The sequence below is a fragment of the Armatimonadota bacterium genome (assembly GCA_013359125.1).
Lineage (GTDB): Bacteria > Armatimonadota > Fimbriimonadia > Fimbriimonadales > GBS-DC > JABWCR01.
This window is the reverse complement of record JABWCR010000003.1, coordinates 108,559-129,736: the sequence shown is the minus strand read 5'-3', so window position 1 is coordinate 129,736 and position 21,178 is coordinate 108,559. Positions and strand designations below refer to the sequence as shown.

At 59.1% G+C, this 21,178-nt stretch carries 19 protein-coding genes, 1 tRNA gene and 1 pseudogene; 13 read left to right on the top strand and 8 right to left on the bottom strand.

The genetic code is table 11. The features are described from left to right. Window positions 1–347 precede the first annotated feature (347 nt). From HUU60_02745 to HUU60_02735, 3 genes are all read left to right on the top strand, one after another. Window positions 348–869: a hypothetical protein gene (locus HUU60_02745; protein ID NUL81624.1), complete on the top strand. Its 522-nt coding sequence runs from the start codon at window positions 348–350 to the stop codon at window positions 867–869. 413 nt (window positions 870–1,282) lie between these two features. Beyond that, the gene (locus HUU60_02740; protein ID NUL81623.1) at window positions 1,283–1,900 is read left to right on the top strand and encodes a hypothetical protein; all 618 of its coding nucleotides are present in this window, start codon (window positions 1,283–1,285) and stop codon (window positions 1,898–1,900) included. A 38-nt stretch (window positions 1,901–1,938) separates the two neighbouring features. Further along, complete coding sequence (locus tag HUU60_02735; GenBank protein NUL81622.1) at window positions 1,939–2,178, top strand: hypothetical protein; 240 nt, start codon at window positions 1,939–1,941, stop codon at window positions 2,176–2,178. Window positions 2,179–2,440: 262 nt separating this feature from the next. Here HUU60_02735 and HUU60_02730 read toward each other — a convergent pair. Then, a pseudogene (locus HUU60_02730) lies at window positions 2,441–2,527 on the bottom strand (LysM domain-containing protein). Window positions 2,528–2,618: 91 nt separating this feature from the next. On the opposite strand from HUU60_02730, the gene HUU60_02725 reads away from it, so the two are divergent. Continuing rightward, complete coding sequence (locus tag HUU60_02725) at window positions 2,619–3,548, top strand: hypothetical protein (protein ID NUL81621.1); 930 nt, start codon at window positions 2,619–2,621, stop codon at window positions 3,546–3,548. Window positions 3,549–3,730: 182 nt separating this feature from the next. On the opposite strand, the gene groL is transcribed toward HUU60_02725, so the two are convergent. Next, complete coding sequence (gene groL, locus HUU60_02720) at window positions 3,731–5,350, bottom strand: chaperonin GroEL (protein ID NUL81620.1); 1,620 nt, start codon at window positions 5,348–5,350, stop codon at window positions 3,731–3,733. Between the two features lie 18 nt (window positions 5,351–5,368). Then, a complete protein-coding gene (groES, locus tag HUU60_02715) occupies window positions 5,369–5,653 on the bottom strand; it encodes a co-chaperone GroES (GenBank protein ID NUL81619.1) in 285 nt (94 codons plus the stop codon). A 58-nt stretch (window positions 5,654–5,711) separates the two neighbouring features. Here groES and sucC point away from each other — a divergent pair, with 58 nt between their 5' ends. From sucC to HUU60_02675, 8 genes are all read left to right on the top strand, one after another. Next, window positions 5,712–6,941 (top strand): ADP-forming succinate--CoA ligase subunit beta, encoded by a 1,230-nt coding sequence (sucC, locus tag HUU60_02710; protein NUL81618.1) that lies wholly within the window; start codon window positions 5,712–5,714, stop codon window positions 6,939–6,941. A gap of 93 nt (window positions 6,942–7,034) precedes the next feature. Continuing rightward, the gene (locus HUU60_02705; protein NUL81617.1) at window positions 7,035–7,664 is read left to right on the top strand and encodes a hypothetical protein; all 630 of its coding nucleotides are present in this window, start codon (window positions 7,035–7,037) and stop codon (window positions 7,662–7,664) included. Further along, window positions 7,648–9,117: an ABC transporter permease subunit gene (locus HUU60_02700; protein ID NUL81616.1), complete on the top strand. Its 1,470-nt coding sequence runs from the start codon at window positions 7,648–7,650 to the stop codon at window positions 9,115–9,117. Before HUU60_02705 ends, HUU60_02700 begins: the two co-directional genes overlap by 17 nt. Further along, a complete protein-coding gene (locus HUU60_02695) occupies window positions 9,114–9,827 on the top strand; it encodes a dipeptidase (GenBank protein ID NUL81615.1) in 714 nt (237 codons plus the stop codon). The genes HUU60_02700 and HUU60_02695 overlap by 4 nt, the downstream gene beginning before the upstream one ends. Window positions 9,828–9,831: 4 nt before the next feature. Next, window positions 9,832–10,782: a hypothetical protein gene (locus HUU60_02690; GenBank protein ID NUL81614.1), complete on the top strand. Its 951-nt coding sequence runs from the start codon at window positions 9,832–9,834 to the stop codon at window positions 10,780–10,782. Window positions 10,783–11,050: 268 nt separating this feature from the next. Beyond that, window positions 11,051–12,730: a hypothetical protein gene (locus tag HUU60_02685; GenBank protein NUL81613.1), complete on the top strand. Its 1,680-nt coding sequence runs from the start codon at window positions 11,051–11,053 to the stop codon at window positions 12,728–12,730. Between the two features lie 72 nt (window positions 12,731–12,802). Next, window positions 12,803–14,347 carry a PQQ-binding-like beta-propeller repeat protein gene (locus HUU60_02680; protein NUL81612.1) on the top strand — a complete coding sequence of 515 codons (1,545 nt, stop codon included), beginning with the start codon at window positions 12,803–12,805 and terminating at the stop codon, window positions 14,345–14,347. Window positions 14,348–14,944: 597 nt separating this feature from the next. Further along, window positions 14,945–15,184 (top strand): hypothetical protein, encoded by a 240-nt coding sequence (locus HUU60_02675; GenBank protein ID NUL81611.1) that lies wholly within the window; start codon window positions 14,945–14,947, stop codon window positions 15,182–15,184. A 57-nt stretch (window positions 15,185–15,241) separates the two neighbouring features. Here the strand turns inward: HUU60_02675 and HUU60_02670 are convergent, their stop codons facing one another. Continuing rightward, window positions 15,242–15,889, bottom strand: coding sequence for a MerR family transcriptional regulator (locus HUU60_02670; protein NUL81610.1), 648 nt, complete (start codon window positions 15,887–15,889; stop codon window positions 15,242–15,244). A 132-nt stretch (window positions 15,890–16,021) separates the two neighbouring features. Next, window positions 16,022–16,098 (bottom strand) — tRNA-Pro (locus HUU60_02665). Window positions 16,099–16,136: 38 nt separating this feature from the next. Between HUU60_02665 and HUU60_02660 the strand changes: the two genes are divergently transcribed. Beyond that, entirely contained in the window at window positions 16,137–16,835 is a 699-nt protein-coding gene (locus HUU60_02660; protein ID NUL81609.1) for an MTAP family purine nucleoside phosphorylase, read from the top strand. Here HUU60_02660 and HUU60_02655 read toward each other — a convergent pair. Genes HUU60_02655 through HUU60_02645 form a run of 3 tightly spaced genes read right to left on the bottom strand, consistent with a single transcriptional unit; the run spans window position 16,825 to window position 21,150 of the window. Continuing rightward, the gene (locus HUU60_02655) at window positions 16,825–17,877 is read right to left on the bottom strand and encodes a hypothetical protein (GenBank protein ID NUL81608.1); all 1,053 of its coding nucleotides are present in this window, start codon (window positions 17,875–17,877) and stop codon (window positions 16,825–16,827) included. The two genes, HUU60_02660 and HUU60_02655, sit on opposite strands and share 11 nt — an antisense overlap. Before the next feature lie 49 nt (window positions 17,878–17,926). Continuing rightward, entirely contained in the window at window positions 17,927–20,023 is a 2,097-nt protein-coding gene (gene flhA / locus HUU60_02650; protein ID NUL81607.1) for a flagellar biosynthesis protein FlhA, read from the bottom strand. A gap of 50 nt (window positions 20,024–20,073) precedes the next feature. Beyond that, window positions 20,074–21,150, bottom strand: a complete 1,077-nt coding sequence (locus HUU60_02645) for a site-2 protease family protein (GenBank protein ID NUL81606.1) — start codon at window positions 21,148–21,150, stop codon at window positions 20,074–20,076. Window positions 21,151–21,178 lie beyond the last annotated feature (28 nt).

Below are 21,178 nucleotides of genomic sequence, written 5' to 3'. Positions count from 1 at the left end.
CGCGGCGTGCATAAAACTTTCGACGGACGGTTGGCCTCGTTCGGGCGTCTGGTTGGCTTCGGTCAATGCGCTCTCTGGGCCGCTGTCTTCTCCCGCTCTCAGGAGGCGAACCAACGGCTCAAATGAAACTTTGACCAGCGAATCAGTCTGGACGTTGGCCATTTGTTCGCCGCTGGCCTTGACCCAAAAGGTCGTCTCGTCCTCTCTCGCCGCGGCGTTGCCTTCGCTCAGGATGACGTAATCGAGCGCGGCGATCTGTCGGCATAGTTCGGCCAGAACTTTTTGAGCATCCCCCATAGTCAAAATTATACGCCGATGGGGGCAAACATCGGCCATAATGTAGATAGATGAGAAGCCTACTGGCGATGATCGGGCTGTGCGGGGCGCTGGCGATGCTGGCTGGATGCGGCCAGACGAGCGAAGAAGCGCTGCGCAAGCAGACCGAGGAAGAGCACGAACGGGTAAAGCGCGAACTGAACCAATCCGGTCCCGGACCGGCGGTCGGCATCTATCCGGGTCGGCGCGATCCCGAGCCATTGCCACAGCAATCGGACCAACCGGCTACATCGGCGTTTGTGCCCGATCAAGGTTTGGTAACGCCGGGCGAGCAGAACCTGGGCGGACCGCCTTCGACTAGTTCGGCCGGTCAGAATAAAGGCGCCGACGTTTGGACCGAGCGGCGCGCGACTGTACAGCCTCAAACCCCGCCCGTGCAGTTAGATCCTCAGACCGGGCGATACGGCTATGGGGTGCAGGGCGCCCCAGAGGGTTATACAATCCCAATGGATCGGCAACAGCCGAACCAGCCGACCCTATCGCCTCCTTACAACCCTCAGCCGACAACTGTGCCGGGCACATCGGGCCAATAGGCCTGGCGACTCAGGCATAATTGCGAGTTTCCTTAGATGTTTCAAGATCGATCCACATCCTTTGCGACAACTTAACAGGAATCGGCTTCGCTCTCGGTGAATTCTCCACAACTGAAAGTTCGGAGGTGCGTCATGATTCGTTTCTCGCTCGTTTGTTTCGTCGTTTTGCTCGCAACGTCGTTCGGGTTTGCACAACTAAACAACGGCTCGGATGGCTCAGACGGGGACTTTAATCCCGCCTCGAACATTCTAATCGATCTCTCTCTCTAGCGCCGACAGGCGCATGGAATGCACCGGGCAACGGCAATGGGATATACGATCCGGAAAAGTGGGCGATTGTGTTCAAGTTTCGATCGGTAAACATTCCGGCGAGTGTAACCGTTTCATTCCGAAATCACCCTTCTCGAGCGCCTGTGATTTGGCTTGTACAAGAAGATGTCATCATCGCTGGACGGATCAACATTCACGGGGAGGACGCAATCAATCAGGGTTTCGCGGAGCCTGGCCCGGGCGGTTTTCGCGGAGGCAGGCCTCTATCGGGTGCCGGCATCACTTCGCCATCAGCTGGACTTGGGCCGGGCGGCGGGCATTTTAATGAGCATTTTGGGGTTTACGGCGTATTGCCGCCGCCCAACAACCGAACCTATGGGAATGAAGGCGTCTTCCCACTAATCGGAGGCTCTGGAGGGGCTGGCCTAACTCAACATGCCGGAGGTGGCGGGGGCGGCGCGATCTTAATAGCGTCCAATACAACTCTGCGACTCTCCGGTCTTATCCAAGCGTACTACAACAGCGGCATCAACAGTTCTAATAGGGGCAGCGGCGGCGCTGTGCGGCTTCAAGCCTTTCATATCATAGGCACCGGCAATATTGTTACTAGCGATAGCGGCAACGTAAGACCCGGCCGAGTTCGCTTGGAAGGCAACACTGCAGGCTATACGGACGGCACGGTTCCTGTGCCGCCTCTCTGGGGCCGATTCAGCCCATTTTCCCCGATCTGTCGGCGCCATCTGTTACGATCGCTCGCGTAGGAACCAGCAACGTCTCCACCGACCCAAGAGCGGGACATGTGAATCCCAACGCGATTATCTTTCAGGACACGACTTCGGTTACCATTCGCATCGAAGCGAAGAACGTGCCGTCAACATGGAGGGTCTATGTGAGGATGGTTCCCTTTCAGGGAGACCATGTGATCGTCGATGCAACTCGGATTAGCGGAGACGATCTAAACTCCGTCTATGAGGCAGTCGTTCCTAACTTCCCAACGGTTGGCACGGCCACGTTGCAAGCTCGGGCCGTCGCACCATAGCGGAGTCGTCGCACTATCCGATTCGCATGAAACGAGCCTGCCTCGGTCTTTTGGGTCTTGTCCTGGTTTCGGCCATCTTGCCGCAACATGGATTTCGCGCCGACTCAAGAGAGCCAGTCGGAGAGCGAGCTGAAACGTCAGGCGTCGAACCGACCGGCCTTGCAAGTTCAGACGAAACAAGTCTATTCGACAGCAGATCCAGTTATTCGCTAGGCCCGTTGCTCAGCATGTCGCCGTCGATCGGCTCTCAAGGCTCCATTGCGGGCGGCGGCGGAGCAGGCGGCAGCAAAGGCGGCGGAGGAGGAGGAGGCGCCGGAGGCAATACAGGCGGCGAGGATAATCAAGGAGGCGAAAGCACGATCGTCGTTGCGATCGATCCGAACGAAAAGGTCGGTCCTATCGGATTTAGCGCCCAAGGATGGCTGCCTGCGCCAAGGACCATGACCTACGCAGTGTTTTTTGAGAACTTGCCTGCAGCGACCGCTCCGGCGCAGGAAGTCCGAATTACCGATGTGCTGGATCCCGATCTGGACCTTTCGACCTTTGAGATGGGCGACATCGCGTTTGGAAATCAGCTGGTTACCGACCTTGTCGGCACGCAGGGCGGCTATGTCCGAGTGCCTCTTACCAATGGCGACATCGTACCGGATAATGCGAACCTCGTAGTCGATATTGAGGTTCGCCTCGACTTCGGCTCGAGGACGCTACATACGCTCTTTAGGACCATCGATCCGTTGACCAACAATCCGCCGACTGCGCCCCTGGCCGGATTCTTGCCGCCCAACGTCGATAGAGATGGCCGCGGAGAAGGACGCATTTCGTTCTCGGTACAGCCGCGGGCGAACCCCGCTCATCTTACAAGCTACGCGAATCAAGCCGCGATCACGTTCGATGGCGAACAGACGATTGTAACGAATACTTGGATCAACGCTCTTGACTTGACGCCTCCGACCAGCCAAATTTCGCCGAGGCATGGACTGGGCGACCAGCCGATCGAGTTGAACTGGGCCGGCCAGGACGACGGCTCGGGCGTGAAGGACTTTACGATCTTGGTGTCGGAGAACGGCGCGCCCTATGAAGTTTGGTTGGAGCAGACGACCCAGACAAGCGCGGTCTTCAATGGCTCGCCGGGCAACTTCTATCTTTTCTATGTCTTTGCGCGCGACAACGTCGGCAATGTACAGCGCACGGCCGCCGACCCGCGCGCCGACGTGAATAGGGACGGATGCGTGGACGATACCGATCTGGCTCGCGTCCTGTCGTCGTTTGGCAGTTTCTGCACGGGATGCCCCGAGGATGTTACGGGCGACGGCGTGGTGGACGACACCGACTTGGCCATCGTTCTGGTCTCGTTCGGCAGCGGATGTTAGCGTTGTTCTGGGGTGCGATTCGTACCCAGAATTGTGCTACAAAGTTGGAGATTCCCGTTCGCGCGGCACGGCGCCACACCCGCGAGTGCGGCGGTATCGAAAAGCGTTGAGTGGATTACGGCTTGAGAGGTAACCCCCCAACCGCGCATTAGCACGGCTGGGGGGCATGCATCAACTACTCTTTAGTACATTCCGCCGCCGGGGGGGGTCGGCATAGCGGGTTTGTCGGTCTCGGGAAGCTCGGCCACCAGAGCTTCGGTGGTCAGCAGCATCCCGGCGATCGAACCGGCGTTCTCCAGAGCCGATCGCGTAACCTTGGCCGGGTCCACGATGCCCGCCTTCACCATATCGACAAACTCGCCGGTTACGGCGTTGTAGCCTTGGCCAGCGGGCAGGGTCTTCACCTTCTCCACAATCACGCTGCCCTCGACGCCCGCGTTATGGGCGATCTGTCGAAGGGGCTCCTCCAGAGCGCGGCGCACGATGTTGGCGCCTATCTTGGAATCGCCTTCCAGGCTCACGCTGTCCAGCGCCTTGATCGCACTCACCAGGGTGGCGCCGCCTCCAGCCACGATGCCCTCTTCGACTGCGGCCTTTGTCGCATGGATCGCGTCGTCGTATCGAGACTTCTTTTCCTTCATCTCGGTCTCGGTCGCCGCACCCACCTTGATCACGGCCACGCCGCCGCTCAGCTTGGCCAGTCGCTCCTGAAGCTTCTCGCGGTCGTAGTCGCTCTCGGTGGTCTCGATCTGTTTCTTGATCTGGGCCACGCGCCCGTCGATCGCGCTCTTTTCGCCCTTGCCGCCAACGATGGTGGCGTTCTCCTTCTCCAGGATCACGCGGCTGGCGCTGCCCAGCTGGTTCAGCTGAACGTTCTCCAGTTTGTATCCCAGATCTTCGGTGATGAAGGTGCCGCCGGTCAGGATCGCGATGTCCTCCATCATGGCCTTTCGGCGGTCGCCAAATCCGGGCGCCTTGACGGCGGCGGTGTGGGCGATGCCTCGAAGCTTATTGACGACCAAAGTGGCCAGGGCTTCGCCCTCTACATCTTCGGCGATAATGACCATCGGTCGGCCCGACTTCACGACCTGCTCCAGAACGGGCAGAAGGTCTTGGGCAGAGCTGATCTTCTTCTCGTACAGTAGGATCAGCGGATCTTCCAGTACGGCTTCCATTCGCTCGGCGTCGGTAATGAAGTAGGGCGAGATGTAGCCGCGGTCAAATCGCATACCCTCGACCACTTCCAGCTCGGTCTGGGTGCCCTTGCTCTCTTCAACCGTGATGACGCCATCCTTGGTAACTCGGTCGATCGCCTCGGCCACTTTCTCGCCGATCGAAGGATCGTTCGCCGAAATGGTCGCCACTTGCAGAACGGCGTCCTTGCCCTCTACGGGCACGGCCACGCCCTTAATGTGCTCGACGACGGCCTCCACGGCCTTGTCGATGCCGCGCTTAACCTGGATCGGATTGGCGCCGGACGCGACGGCCTTCAGACCTTCTCGAAAGATCGCCTGAGCCAACACGGTCGCCGTAGTGGTGCCGTCGCCGGCTACGTCGTTGGTCTTGCTCGCGACTTCGCGCACCAACTGGGCGCCCATGTTCTCGAATCGGTCTTCCAACTCGATCTCTTTGGCAATGGTTACGCCGTCGTTGATGACGGTCGGGCTGCCCCACTTCTTCTCCAGCACGACGTTTCGGCCTCGGGGGCCCAATGTGACCTTGACGGCGTTGGCAATGGTGTCCACGCCGCGCTCCAGGGCGTGCCGCGCCCTTTCGTTATACAGAATGTCCTTTGCAGCCATATCGTTTTTCCTCCTTGTTTACTGAACGATGGCGAGGATGTCGTCCTCGCGCAAAATAATGTACTCTTCGCCGCCGACCTTGAATTCGGTGCCGCCATACTTGGAAAAGAGCACCTTGTCGCCAACCTTGACTTCCAGCGCAACGACGCGCCCGTCGTCCAAGGTTCGGCCAGCGCCCACGGCCATCACTTCGCCTTCTTGGGGCCGCTCTTTGGCGGTGTCGGGCAGCACGATTCCGCTGCTCGTTACTTCGTCTGCGTCTTTGGGCCGCACTACGACCCGGTCGCCTATGGGTTTCAGCATAAGGATCCCTCCTGAAATGGGTCTTGGTTTTAGCGCTCAAACCGTTTGAGCGCTAACGATGGTCATATTCTACCGAGCCGAGGGCGGTCTTGTCAACCCGTTGGGTAGAATCTCGGCTCATGCGTCAGGGAGAGATCGGATGAAGCTTCACGAATATCAGGCCAAGCAGCTGATCCAACAATTTGGCGCGACCACGCCCGAGGGCGAAGTCGCCGAAACGCCCGAACAGGCGCGCGCCATCGCTGAGAAGATTGGACGAAAGGTGGTCGTTAAAGCCCAAGTGCTGATGGGCGGACGGGGCAAAGCAGGCGGTATTAAACTGGCCGACACGCCTTCAGAAGCCGAATCCGCCGCGAGAGAGATTATCGGCAAGCGGCTCATCTCCGTCCAGAATCCCACCGGCCTCGTGGCGGAGCGCGTCCTGATCGAAGAAGCGATCGCCTATTCCGCCGAGTATTACATCGGCATCACGGTCGACCGCACGGCCCAGCGCAACGCGATCATGATCAGCACAAAGGGCGGCATGGACATCGAAGAGGTGGCCGCGACCGACCCCGAGGCGATTGCGACCACAACGGTCGATCCTGCAATCGGCGTAACCGATTTCCAGGTGCGAAAAGCCTTGACTCAAGCCGGATTCGAGTTATCCGTCCAACCGAAACTCGTACGCCTTATCAAGAGCCTTTACCGCACCTACGAAGCCGTGGACGCCAGCCTGGTCGAGATCAATCCCTGCGTGCTGACCGAAGATGGTCGAGTGATCGCCGCCGACGCCAAGATCGGATTGGATGAGAATGCGCTCTATCGCCATCCCGAGTGGGCCGGCAAGCAAGAAGAGAGCGCAGAAGACCCTATCGAGGCCGAGGCGCAAAAGCGGGGCATCGCCTACGTGCGCTTGACCGGTAATGTCGGCATCATAGGCAACGGCGCAGGCTTAGTCATGTGCTCGCTGGACGAGGTGGCACGGGCGGGCGGCAAGCCGGCCAACTTCTTAGACATCGGCGGCGGCGCCAAGGCCGATCAAGTGCGCCAAGCTGTCGAACTGGTGCTGATGGACCCGAACGTAAAAGGGCTTCTGTTCAACATCTTTGGCGGAATCACGCGGGGCGACGAGGTGGCCAAAGGCATCTTAGAGGCTCTCAGCTCAATGAACGTAACGGTACCGATCGTCGTGCGACTGTCCGGCACCCGGAGCGAAGAGGGCCGCGCTTTGCTACAGGGCAGCCCGCTCATTCCCGCCGAAACGATGCAGGAGGCGGCGAGCAAGATCGTCGGCTTAGTCGCCTAGTTTGCCGAATCCGTGCTATACTTTCGCTTGCGCGTTGGCCGACAATTATCTTGTATGAGAATCCTAATATCCCTTGCTCTACTAGGCTCTGGAATGCTCCTTTGCGACGCCTGGTCGCAAGACCGATTGACTCTCGACCTGACCGGCCTGCGAATATCGCACGGACTTCGCCAAGAGGTCGGATCGGAAACGCATCGTCTGGACCCCGCCTACAAATATCGCTATCGAAACGATAGCATTGTGGTGGGCCAGGGCGGGATTCTGGGCTCCATGTTCCCTTCTCCTTTACCGTTCGAGCAAGTCTTGCCATTCTTGGCCACGGGTTCGGAATCGGTAATCGCCGGCATCTGTCTCAACAAGAAGTTTCATCTTCCTGTAGACGTGCTGAACGCATCGGTTTTTGGTTCGAACGCGATTGCAATGCATGCCCGATTTCGCATCGATATCAGCGATCAAGGCTTCGCGCGCTTCGTCATCGATCAGGTGGCTCTGTCGCCATCGGACGTTGCGGGATCGCTCGTTTTCGTTTCGGGCGAACTGACGATCGAACGATACTTCCCGGGCGATGCGAACGGCGATTGGTGCGTAGACGACACCGATCTGGCGATGGTGCTCGCGGCGTTTGGGCAATTTGGCGACCATCCGGCGGACGTTACATTTGACGGCTACGTCGATGACGCCGACCTTGCGCTGCTCTTAGAGAATTATGGCTTGGGCTGTTAGTCGCATCCCATTGCTCTGCCTTCTATCCCTTTCGTTCGGATACGCGCAGAACCCGGTCGTCGGCTCTAAAAAGTTCGTCGAATCGTACGTGCTCGCCGAGATCGCCAAAGCGTCCGCAAAGCAACAAGGGCTAGAAGTCGACCATCGCCAGGGCATCGGCGGCACAATCCTCCTATGGCAAGCCTTGCGCCAAGGCGAGATCGCGGCCTACCCAGACTACACCGGCACCATCAAAGAGGAAATCCTGAAGTCTAAAGCCGAGATGAGCCTAGCCCAGATGCGTGCCGAGTTGCAGAAAATCGGCATCGGCGTTACCGAAAGCCTTGGATTCAACGACGGATACGGCCTGGCCGTGCGAAAGGAGACTGCCGAGCGCTACAGCCTGAAGCGGATCAGCGACCTGAAGGCGCATCCGCAACTAAAGGCCGGTTTTACGCTGGAGTGGCTGGAGCGTCAAGACGGTTGGCGCCGTTTATCCGAACGATACGGCCTGAAATTCGACAGCGTACAGGGTCTGGAGCACGCCATCGCCTACCAGGCTTTGAAGGACGGCCAGATCGACTTGAAAGAGGTCTATACCACCGACGCCGAAATCCAGGAGATGGGGCTTGTGGTGTTGGAAGACGATCTCAACTACTTTCCGCTCTACTTGGGCGTCTTTCTCTATCGTCTGGATTCGCCCGAGCCGTTGATCAAGGCGCTCAAATCGCTGGAAGGCACGATCAACGATGCGCAGATGATCAATATGAACTTAGAGGCCAAGCGATTAGGCGACCCGGCCAAGGCGGCGGCGATCTATTTCGGCCAGAAGACCAAGGTAAGAACTAGCCATTGGGGCGATGTGCCGGCCAGAGGCATCGAGCATCTGCGATTGACGCTGCTCTCCATGCTGTTGGCGATCGTCGTGGGGCTGCCCTTAGGCGTTTGGGCGGCCAAGCCCGGCGCATTCGGCTCGGCGATCTTTGCGATGACGGGCGTCGTGCAGACCATACCTTCGCTGGCGCTGCTGGCTTTGCTGGCGCCCTGGCTGGGCATCAACGAGCGCACAGCCATCGCCGCGCTCTTCCTGTATAGCCTGCTGCCCATCGTTCGCAGCACGGCGGCGGGATTGCAAAGCATCCCCTTGCCCCTTCGCGAGAGCGCCGAAGCGCTGGGTTTGAAGCCGTTTGAAAGATTGCGCCTGATCTATCTGCCGATGGCTTCGCGGTCTATTTTGGCCGGAGTCAAGACGAGCGCGGTGATCAACGTCGGAACGGCTACTCTCGCCGCTTTGGTCGGCGCGGGCGGATTTGGCCAGCCTATCCTTATCGGCCTGACGCTGAACAACCCTGAGATGATCCTGACCGGCGCGATACCGGCGGCCGCGCTGGCGCTGATCGTGCAGACGCTGTTCGACGCTGCGGACAGGCTTTTTATTCCTCGCGGGTTGCGGCTGCAGGCGGCCGCTCGATGAAGCCTATCTCACCGGCAGAACCGGTAACCGATCTTCGGCGCATCCCTGTTGTCGAATGCGGAGAGCCAATGGTGAACTACCTCGAGCATTGCCCCGATCTGGTTTGGGACAAGCCGCGATTCAAATACACGCGCGCATCTTATGTGCGCAAGGCTGTGGCCGACATGTTGAACGAGGCCTGCCGTCGAATGCCGAACGGCGTACGGTTGGCTATTGCCGAAGGCTGGCGCCCGTCCTACATTCAGCGACGGATGCACAACTCGGTCATCCTTTGGCTGCAGGAGTTGCATCCCGATTGGTCGGAACAGCGCATCAAGCGACATGCTAACCGACTGGCCGCTCCCTTGCATCCCAAGGTGCCACCCCCCCACTCGACAGGCGGCGCGGTCGATCTCTTCTTAGTCGATGAGAAGGGCGAATCGCTCGACATGCAATCGCCTTACGAGATGTTCGACCGACGCGCCTTTCCTATGGATGCCGAGGGCCTGTCCGATCGCGCGCGCCGCAATCGGGCGATCCTGTCCGACGCTTTGCTGGCGGCCGGGCTCACCAACTACCCGAGCGAGTATTGGCACTGGTCGTACGGCGATCAAGGCTGGGCTTATCGCAATGCCAAGCCCCATGCGATCTATGGGCCGGTCTGGCCCGAGGGCTTTGTCGCCGTCGCCGAAGACGACAACGATCTGCCGCTAGAGCGATTGGAGGAGTAGGCCGTTGCTCGCTGTCGTCCTCGGCGCAGGCAAGATCGGACGAGGATTCTTGGGCGAGTTGTTATACCAAGGCGGTTGGGAGATCGCCTTCGTTGAACCCAGAAAAGAGGTCGTCGAGGCGCTCAATCGCCGAGGCGAGTACGAGATCGAGTTCGTCGATGGAGAACGAAAGACGATCAAAGGGGTTCGGGCATCCGGCTCGCCACAAGGTTTGATCGAGACTGCCGGCCTGCTCTTCACCTCCGTCGGAGTTCGCAACTTAGCCGAGGCCGGACGCCTGATTGCGCCTGGCATTCAAGCTCGGAACGGACGACCTCTCAATATCTTGATCTGTGAGAACGACCTCCATGCCGACCGAATCTTGCGCGAGGCTGTCGGCCTGTCCGATGCGTCGGTCGGCTATTGCCGGTGCGTGGTCAGCCGCATGGTTTTCGAGGAACTTCCCGGCGATCCGCCCGTGCCCCGCGCAGAGCGATACCCCTACCTGCCGGTCGATGCCGATGCGATCGTCGGCGAGCTGCCCAGTGTGCCCGGCCTGACGCTGGCCTCGCCGTTCGAAGGCTTTGCTCGCCGTAAGCTCTATCTTCACAACGGCGTCCATGCGATCTTGGCCTATCTGGGCGCCGAAAGAGGGCTGATCTACATTCATCAGGCGATGGCCGACCCTGTTATCGGCTCCTTGGCTCGCCAGGCGTCGCAGTCGCTTCAGGATGCACTGTTGGCCGCCTATTCGTTCGATTCGATCGAGATGCGCAGCCACGCCGAAGATCTGCTATCGCGCTTTGCCGATCCCTTGCTTCGAGACCCGATCGAGCGCGCGGCCGCAGACCCCTTGCGAAAATTGGGCGAGAAAGACCGCCTCTTGGGCGCCCGCCGATTCTTGAGCGAACACGACCAAGACCCAACGCCCTTCGACCTGGCCATCCAAGCAGCGAAGCAATATGCAGAGCGGTAAGCCTTGGCAACCTGTAAAAAGAGCGCAAGCGCTTTCGGCAGAACATAGAATTGTCGCGAACGGGAAATTTTCATCGTGTAGCACAATTTCGAGCACGAATCGGACTCGGTACAGGCAAGCGACGAGCGTCGGGAACCTTCGCGCTTGCAACGGCGTCTTATGAATCAAGCCGGCATCATTGCGGCTCACCGAACAAAATACGAAGGTGCACTATGCTTCAACGCTCTATGCGTCGTCTCTTGTGTTTCGCGGGGGGGGGGTTAGCCTCTTGCCTCTGCTCGGACTTGTCGCCGTTTTCCTGACCTGCTCTGTTGCGAACGCTCAGCCCAATCAGGACTATGCGTTTCGCGCTTACTCTCATCAAGGCACGACCTTGGCGCTCGCCAAGCACAAGGAAGGCCGAGCCATCGTCATCGATCCTTCGGGTTCGGTCGGCGGCAACAATGTAGGCTTCGTCTATGTAACCGGTCGAGTTTACAACCTTAACCAGACGCGAGACGACATTGGACTAGTCAAGTTGAACGGATGCGCGATGTGCAATCTTTGGGACGGCGTCGTAACGTACGACGGCCCCGGCAATGGCGACGATGTCGGCAACGCCATCGGTCTTGACGGCGAAGGCAACATCTATGTTGCCGGAACGTCTTATGGCGGCCAATCGACCGCTAACGACATGGTCGTGCTGAAGTACGATGCCGATGGCGACCTAATCTGGTCCTATCGGTACGACCGAGACGGCAAGGACGATCATGCGGCTGCAATGATCGTTACTTCAAGCGGCGTTTGCTACGTGGTCGGTTACACCACGACCGGCGAGACGTCGCACAAAGACATGACAGCCATCAAGGTCAACGCCAACGGCACCCTTGGCTGGGCCAGGCACGCGACCTTTGGCACAACGCCCACGCTGGACGACTGGGCTAATTGCGTCGCCCTCAGCGACACCCATCTTTACGTCGGCGGCGTCCATCGACCAGGCGGCACAGCCCAAGACATCGGGCTGATGAAGATCAAACTAGACGGTCCGGACGATATCGCTTACTATGTCTTCGACGGCAACGGATCGGGCATCGACGTTGCTAACGCCATTGCCGTTACAGGCGCGAACGAAGTCTATCTGGCCGGCAAGAGCTACTACAACTCGACGCGGAAGGAAGACTATGTCGCGATTAAGCTCAATTCGAGCCTTCAATTGTCTTCCACTTGGCCGTCGGGCGGCGGTCAGCCGCAGGGCGTTCGATACTATAACGGCGATCAAGACGGCGACGACGAGATTCTGGCCATGGCGCTCGATTCGGGCGGCAACATTGTGGCAACCGGCCGGGCCGTGGAGACCAGCGGCGATCCGGGCGATATCACGACCGTTCGCTACACAGCCGGAGGCGATGTCGTCTCGGGCTGGCCGCACAAATGGGATCGTTCCGGAAGCGCCGATCGCCTCGAAGAGGCTCGCTCGATCGTTGTGGACAGCGAGAAGAACGTCTATGTGGGCGGCCTATCGGTCGTCAGCTCCGACGGCTCGGTGCGCGACATGGTCAGCTTTAAGCTCAAGCCGAACGGTAGTTTGGTAGGTGGAGCATCAAACATCCAGATATACGATGGTCCAGCTGAGGGCAACGACTATGGCAACGCGATCGCGGTGGACAACCTGCAACGGGCTTACCTGACCGGTAGCATCGACATGGGCGAAACCAGTTCGACCGATGCCTGCGGCAACGACGCCGACGAGTACGGTCCCCAGATAGGCACGGTATCGTTCTTCACAGCCCCGCTGTTTGGAGACGCTAATGAAGACGATTGCGTGGACGACACCGACCAGGCGATCGTGCTGGAGGAATGGGGCCAGCAAGGATCGGGGCTTGCCGGCGATGTGAACGGCGACGGCATTGTCGACGACACCGATCTGGCCATTGTTCTCACGAACTTTGGCAAGGGCTGCTGTTCTTAACTAAAGATTGCGGAGGCGCGTATCGCGCCTCCGCGGTCCATTCCGTGGAATAGTACAAAGGAGATTCTTGCTATGCGGCTCTTAATGCTTTTCATTGTTGGTTCCCTCGCGTCGGCGCTTTTGGCGCAACCGCTTGTCATAAGAGAGTGGTTCAGAACGGTCGACGGCGGATTCAATCAGCACGACCACGCCTATCGAGTGGTTCTCGGATCGCACGATCGCCCCATAATCGCTGGAGAAAGAACGGCCGCACAGCCAGGCTACGGCACTCAAACGACCGTTTTAGGCTTCGTGCCCAATGGTCAAATGTCCTGGTCGCGGTTTGTTGTCCGAAACTCAGGTTGGAAGGGGACATTTGCCAATCTAGTTGCCGACCACCATGGCAATGTGCTGGTAACCGGCTCAATGGGATACATACGCGAAGAGAACGGCGGCGGAATGATAACCGAAAAGCTCGATCCATCGAGTGGGACGCCATTGTGGAACACGCACTATATCAGCCCGCGCGGCATAAACGGAGATGCGCTGGCTTTGTATTCAGCTGTTGCTCAGAACGACGACGCTCTTATGGTAGGGTTTTCACATCAGAATCGCGACTGGGTAGACCTGACGGCCCTGCGCCTCGATGAGCGCGACGGTAGAGTCAAGTGGTTGTCGCACTATGCGCCGTACTACAATTCGGCCACGCATGGCCGCGCCATCGGCGAACTGCCTAACGGCGAGGTCTTTACGGCCAACCAACATTCGTTGGGCGTCGCCGTTGAAGACGGCCTTGCTATTTGGCACGACGGTCAGACCGGCGAAATCCGCCGCCTCTACCTCTACGATAGCGGATGCAAGGATGGTTTTCAGACCCGATTGGCAACAGATAGCCAAGGTTTTGCCTACACATCTGGCGGTGGGTGTTACGAAGAAAACGGACGAGTCTACTACTCGCCAATGGTGTGGAAGTGGTCGCCGAACGGCGATCTGGCCTGGTACCGCGGCATCAGATTTCGAGAAAGCGGGTCTGACGGGGGAATAGCTAGCATCATGCTCGATCACGACGAGAATCTGTTGGTGTTGAGAGACCTTGAGGAGAGCCCAGGCCATTGGGTGTCCGTCTTAATCAAGTTGGACAAACGGTCAGGACAGACCATTTGGGTGAGCTATCTGCCGAACAGCGACTACCTAAACATGACGAAGGACCACAGAGGCGACATTTACGTTGCCGGCATAGACTTCCATGCGCCGGTTGGCTACACCCCGCAAGACGGTCAACTAGTTAAAGTTAGAAACTCAGACGGCCAGGTGTTGTGGCGCGAATCGTTCCATCACGGCAGCGTCCATGGCGGCGCCGACCGTTTTTATGACGTCGCAATCGATCGTCAGGGCAACGTCTACGCCTGCGGATCCGCTTCGGTTACTAACAACCTAGCCGATTTTCTGCTGGTCAAGTATCGACAGCCGATCCGGGGCGATGTGAATTTGGACGGATGCGTGGACGACCAGGACCTGGCGCTGCAGCTAGAAGCCTTTGGCACGTTCGACGACCGATACGACTCCAACGGCGACGGCTTTGTCGACATGGCCGACGTGTTGCTCTTGCTCGACCATTTCGGCCAAGGCTGCGAATAGGCAAGGAACGCCCCTGGAACGCCAGGCTCCTGCCTGGCCCCGTCCCTCGGCTCGCGGTCTCGGGCCTCGTCCGTCTTCAGTCCCCTCCCCAAACGCTCCGCGTTTGGGGAGGGGATATAGGGGAGGGGCGCCTTTCGTTCTATCGGGATCCCTCTGCACCCGCCGTTCGGTGCGGAGAGTTAAGACCCTCGGCTCGCGGTCTCTGGGCCTCGTCCGTCTTCAGTCCCCTCCCCAAACGCGGAGCGTTTGGGGAGGGGATATAGGGGAGGGGCGTCTTTCGTTCTGTCGGGATCCCTCCGCACCCGCCGTTCGGTGCGGAGAGTTAAGACCCTCGGCTCGCGGGGACGCTCGCCCTCCCGTCCGACTTGAAACGAACGGGAAATTTTCATCGTGTAGCACAATTTCGAGCACGAATCGAGCCCTAAACCGTCAGGCAGCGACCTGATAGATGAGCGGAAAGGCGTTCCAGATGGCCGGCGAGGACGCCGGCGGTACATTGGGGGCGTTCGAGAAGCAAAGGGCCAGGCGGAAGCCTGGCGGTCCGGGGCAGGATTGGAAGCAAGGGCGAAGAACAGAAGACCCACGGAGGCGCATATTATGGCAAGGGTTACCTTATTGGTCGGGTTGCAGAACGGGCTTGAAGTGGACTGCCCGGTCAACTCGCGCGAGCAGGCGGACGAGGTGCTGGGCAATCTAAAATCGAGCGACAAGCTGGTGCGGCTGCCCGGGATCTGCTTTGTGCGGCGCAGCGGTTCGACGGAACTGGGCGCTCGCGGGCTGGTGGACGTTCATCCTCTGCATGTGTCTTACACGCAAATATTAGGAGCGGATGAATAAGCGGCGGCCCGACACTGCCGGACCGCCGCACGAAAAACGTCTTTCTGATTGTCGGGTTTAGCCCGCTTTCTTCTGCTTTATGGGCGACCGTCTCTCTTTGGCCGGGTCGTAGGCCTTTTGCATGGCCAGTTTCACCAGTTCGGCCAATCGGTTGAGCTCGGTCGCGTTTTGCGATCGCGCGGCCTCGCGGATGACGGTAACTTCCATCCATTCGGTGATGGGGAAGCGGTCAAGCGTTACAGGCGCTGCATAGGGATCGCCCGTGGGGGAAGAGTTGAGCCACGATACGTGGGACCCTTTCATGTCATGTCCGGCGGCCTCGGCCATGCCGGTTACGATCGGCTCATGCCGCGAGTTGAGCACGCTGTCCAGCAACGACTCGAGCTCTTTGACGGATTTGCCTTCGATCATGCGTCGCACGGCGCGCAAAGGAATGTACTGCGCTTGCAGAACCTTGAGCACGATGATCTGAAGCAGGTGATGGTAGGTGTACAGCACGCGGTTGCCCATTCGTTTGGTGGGCGGATCGATAAGGCGCTGGGCCCCATAGAAGCGCACTGTACGCACGTCTGGGTAGGCGACCACTTTGTACCGAGGTTGTCGCGGCGCCCACTTTTCGAGCAACGAACTGGCGACTGCGACGAGTTCCTCAATCGTGAACTCGTTCGTGTCGCGGTAGGGTTTCAGCAGGTCGATCGGTTTCATAGCGTATGGAATAGTACCTAACCCTGGGCGCTCTGTGTCAAGACTTGATAGGGGATTTTTACAATTCAACTGAGGGTTTTTGAGAAATCGCCGAGTTAGTGACACGACTTGCGTTGGCGACAGACTGCTTGCTGGTCGGGGCGCCCGGACTCGAACCGGGGACCTCCGGCACCCAAAGCCGGCGCGCTAGCCAACTGCGCTACGCCCCGCAAGAGCCATAGATTATACCGAGAAGTAAACTATAGGCATGAGAGCGGCTTTGATCGGCGGAACGGGGATGGAGAAGGTAGAAGGTTTCGAGGCGGAGACCAGCGGTCCGATAGTGCAGGGTCGATTGCTCGGGCAGCCTGTCGGCCTGTTGCCTCGACACGGCGCCGGCCACGTTGTGCCGCCCCATCGGATCGATCATGTCAAGCATGTTGCTTTGCTGAAAGAGGCGGGGTGCGATGCGGTTTTTGCGACGGCGGCGGTCGGTTCGTTGCGCGAAGATTGGCCGCCCGGCGCGCTGGCGCTCTGTTCTGATTTTATCGATCTTATGCGATCCGTAACCACGCTCTATCACGACAAGCCGGTGCATACCGATTTTTCGGAGCCTTTTTCGACCGTTCTTCGCGATGCGCTTATAGAAACGGCGAACGAGATCGCGGTCGTCCTGCACCCCGAAGCGGTTTATGCGAGCGCTCCGGGGCCGCGATTCGAAACGCCGGCCGAGATTCGGATGATGCGGCTGTTGGGCGCCGATGTGGTCGGCATGACAGTCGGGCCAGAGGCGATCCTGTGCAGAGAGGCGGGACTGCCCTACGCGGCAATCGCGATTGTAACCAACTTTGGCACAGGATTGACCGATCAGAAACTGGCGCACGGCGAGGTAGAGGCCGTTGTCGCCGAAGCCCAAGGTATCGTCGTTCGGTTGATCGCCGGAGCGATCGCCAAGCTTAGCGCCTAAGCGCGAGGCTGGCTATCGCCATCTGAGCAAAGGCGGATGGACCGACGATCTTCAGGTCGTCCGGCACGCGGTCGCCCGTTCCAAGAGGCCCTAACGGCGTGCGATGCTCGGCGAACAGGCTGACGAGCGGACCGAGTCGGGCAGCCTGGTCCGTCTTGGTCGCAATGATCCGGACCGGTCGGAATCGCTCGTACCGCTTGGCGGCCTGAATCAGGCTGTGCGAATCGGCGTCCGCAGAGAGAACGAGCCAATTTTCTGCGCTCACCGCATCCAGCGTCTGCACCAAGCCAGTTAGGCGGTCTTCCTCTCGAAGCGCGATTCCGGGCGCATCGATGAAGATTTGGTCGCAGTCGCTCATCGTCTCAAGCGTTTCGGCAGCTTCATCGGCGTCGTAAGCGATGCCGAACTGGGCGCCCAGAATCTCTGCGTAGGATCGAAGCTGCTCGATAGCGCCCAGGCGATAGCCGTCCAGCGATACAAGGCCGATGCGTTTGCCTTGCGTCAGGCTGGCTTCTGCCGCCAGTTTGGCCAAAGTCGTGGTCTTGCCGCTGCCGTTCGGGCCAATCAACGCGACGAGTCTGGATTGTGGAAGCCCCTCGACGATCGGCACAAAGTCGGCAACGAGCGCTTTGAGGCGTTCGAGTTGGTTCAGCTCGGTCTCATCCGAAGGAATCTTGTCCAAAAAGCCGACGGCCAGTTCTGGGTCGATGCCCAACTCGGCGAGCGCGGATGCCATGGGGTGGCTCGGCTGGCCGGATTCGGCGTCGGGCGCCTGCCTTCGGGCGCGGACCATGGCGACGGCCTCGCGAAGTTCGGCTTCTAACTGATCGAGCCGGGATTGAACCTCGAGTTTAGCCTCGTTCGCCTCTCGCTGTTGCTCGATTGCGGCAACGATCTCGAACTGCGGTCGCTTGAAGGCCTTTTGGATCCCCGATGGTTGCACGCGGCGTTCGGACAAGACGACGGCCTCTTGGCCCAATTCTTGCCGCATTCGCATCAGCGCCTCTAACTTTGTAGGCGCAGAGTAAGTTTTGACGTCCATTGTTGGCGGTGCCTCCCCGTAGGATTATCGGGTATCGGCGGTTTGGCCTTTAGGCCGCCAGCGCTGTATCAGAGGCGATTTCCACTTGGCCGACGATTCGAAGTTCGGTGTCGGCAGAGACCTCGTGATAGGCCAGCACGCTGAGATTGGCGAATCGTCTGGACAGCAAACGGCGCAAGGGAAGCCGAACGGCGCCCGAACAGAGCAGCACGGGCGGCGAGCCAGCAGCGGTCATGCGCTGAAGCTCGGGCTCCATGGCGGTAAACAGGCGTTCGGCAATGTCGGGCGAAACGAGCAACGAGACACCGTTTGGCCCATGTTGCACTGTCTGGCGCAATTCGGCTTCAAATTGTGGCGCCAAGGTAAGCGCGTCCAGACGCGGGCCTCCGCCGGTCGCTCGATGGGTGATGGCCCGTGCCAAAGCGGCGCGAGCGCTTTCGACCAAGGCGTCCGGGTCTTTGTTCTTGGCGGCGCAATCGGCGAGCGATTCTAAGATCGAGACCAGGTTGCGGATCGGCACGCCTTCCTCGAGCAGCCCCTGGAGCGCTTTCTGAACCTCGCCGAGCGAGAGCAGCCCGGGCACAAGCTCTTCCACGACGACTGCGTTCTGACGCTTTAAGTTCTCCAGCAACTGTTGGGTTTCTTGGCGGCCCAAAAGTTCGGCGGCGGAACGACGGACGACCTCTGTGATGTGCGTCGCGATCACCGCGGACGGTTCGACGATCGTGTAGCCATTGCGTTCGGCGCGGTCGCGTTCGGCCGGCTCGATCCAGTAGGCGGTCATATTGAAGACGGGGTCTTTGGTTTCTGAGCCTTGCAAGGGCGGCGCGTCGGAACCGCTGGGCATGGCAAGCAGAGAGCGCGGCAAGACTTCGCCTTCGGCTATCTTCTCTCCGCGAAGCTTGATTTGGTATTGGTAGGTTTTAAGCTTCAGGTTGTCCCGTACGCGAAGGGTGGGCATGACGAAGCCGAGTTCGACGGCCAGTTGTCGTCGGACCGCGGCGATGCGCTCGAGCAAGTCGCCCCGCTGTCCGCTCTCGACCAACGGCATGAGGCCATAGCCGATCTCTAGCTCTAGCACATCTACTTTGAGAAGCGACATGGCTGCCTCGGGCCCGGATAGCGGCGGCGGAGCCTCGGGTAACGCTTCCGGTTTGGGCGCGGTTCCCGGCATCTGGATGACGCCTCTCGAAGCGAAGAAGCCGATCGCCGCGATGAGGCCGCCGATGACTATGAACTGGAGTTTTGGAAAACCTGGAACCAGGGACATCGTCATGACCGCGGCGCCCGCCGCGAGCAATGCGCGGGGTTGCGATCCGATTTGACTAAGAAGGTCTTGCCCCATGGCTTGGTCGGATGCGGCTCGGGTTACCATTAAGCCTGTTGCAGTGGAGATGAGAAGGGCGGGCACTTGGGCGACCAGACCCTCGCCAATGGTGAGCAACGTATAGGTTTGCAGAACGGTAACCGCATCGCCTTGGCCCCGCATGTATCCGACGGCGAAGCCACCGACGATGTTGATAATGATCATGATAATGGCGGCAATCGCGTCGCCCTTGACGAACTTGCTCGCGCCGTCCATCGCGCCGTAAAAGTCGGCTTCTTGCTGAACCTTTTTTCGCCGTTCCTTGGCTTCGGTTTCATCGATCATGCCCGCGCTGAGGTCGGCGTCGATGCTCATTTGCTTGCCGGGCAAGGCGTCCAGAGTAAAGCGGGCGGCGACTTCGGCCACTCGACCGGCGCCATTGGTAATGACCACGAACTGCACAACGACCAAAATTAGAAAGGCGACCACGCCGACGATGAAATCGCCTTGCACGACGAACTTGCCAAACGTCTCGATGACATGGCCGCCCTGGCCGGTGCCTAGAATGAGCTTGGTAGCTGCGACGCTGAGACCGAGCCGGAAGAGCGTTGTTACGAGCAGCAACGACGGAAAGACCGAGAACTGTAGCGGCGCGGTGATGTTGACCGAGATGAGAGCGATAATGACCGCGACCGTGATGTTGACCACAAGCGCAGTATCGATCAACCAGATGGGCAGCGGCAGTATCAGCATGACCACGATGGCCAAAACCGCCATCGCGATCATCAGATCCGAATACTTGAACCACCGAGCGAGCCTGTCCGACCAATCGGCGTTCATGCTCGCCCCTCGTATGATTGCGGGGACATCCAATTAGGATTGTCGGAGGTTCAGTCTCGTCTATCCAGGGCGGTTCGGACCATCAGGTACTCGCCGACGTTTTCTCGAGTCAGGAGGCCGACCAGCCGCCCGCCAAGGATCACAGGCACGGTGTTGTGCTGTTGCAGCAGCGGGAGTACCGCGGTCAAGATCTGGTCGGGACGGGCGGAAGGGATGTCGCGCTGCACAATCTCCCCTGCGGTCGCGTTCAGCTGCCCCTTAGCCAGCGCGTTGATCAAGTCGTTTCTTGTAACGATCCCTATTAGGGAGTCGCCAAACATTACGGGAAAGTCTTGCTGAGAACCTCGCAGCATGACTTGCACGACTTCGTCCAGCGTGTCTTCTGGCGAAATGGTTTGGAACTCGGTGATCATAGCGTTCTGAACCGGTTCGCCTTCCAAAGCGATCCGGGTGAGTGTGGCCGAAGCTTCCTGTCCCGCTCCTATCCAAACGAACAGGGCTATGAAAATGAGAAACGGATTGAAGAAGATGCCGATAAAGCCGAACAGAAGCGCCATTCCCTGTCCAAGTTGTGCGGCGATCTGAGTGGCACGCCCGTAGGCCATGCGCATGGCCAAAATCGCTCGCAATGCGCGCCCCCCGTCCATGGGGAACGCTGGCAACATATTGAAGACGATTAGGAAGAGGTTGACGACCAACAGCCTTTCGAGGAAAGAGCCCCTCGCAATCTCTAGCGTGGACCATTCTTGAGCGGCGTCGAAGAGCAGAATCGAGACGCCCAATGCAATGGCGATAATAACGTTGACCGCGGGCCCTGCCAGTGCAACAACCAGTTCTTGCATCGGCTTTTCCGGCATCCTCTCCAATTGGGCCAGACCGCCTATGGGCAGCAGCGTGATATTGCGCGTGCGAATGCCATAGCGTTTGGCTGCCAATGCGTGGCCTAGTTCGTGAAGCACCACGCATCCAAAGACGGCCAGTATAAACAGAGCGCCACGAAGAGCCGAAGCCCATGAGCCATCGATCTGCCAGTGTTGGACGGCAACGAACGCGATGATGAATAGGAAAGTCGCATGGACGTAGATCGCGATGCCAGCAATGGTCCCTAATCGGATCGACCATGGCAGCGCGCCCTCGGATTTTCTTTCTTTGTCC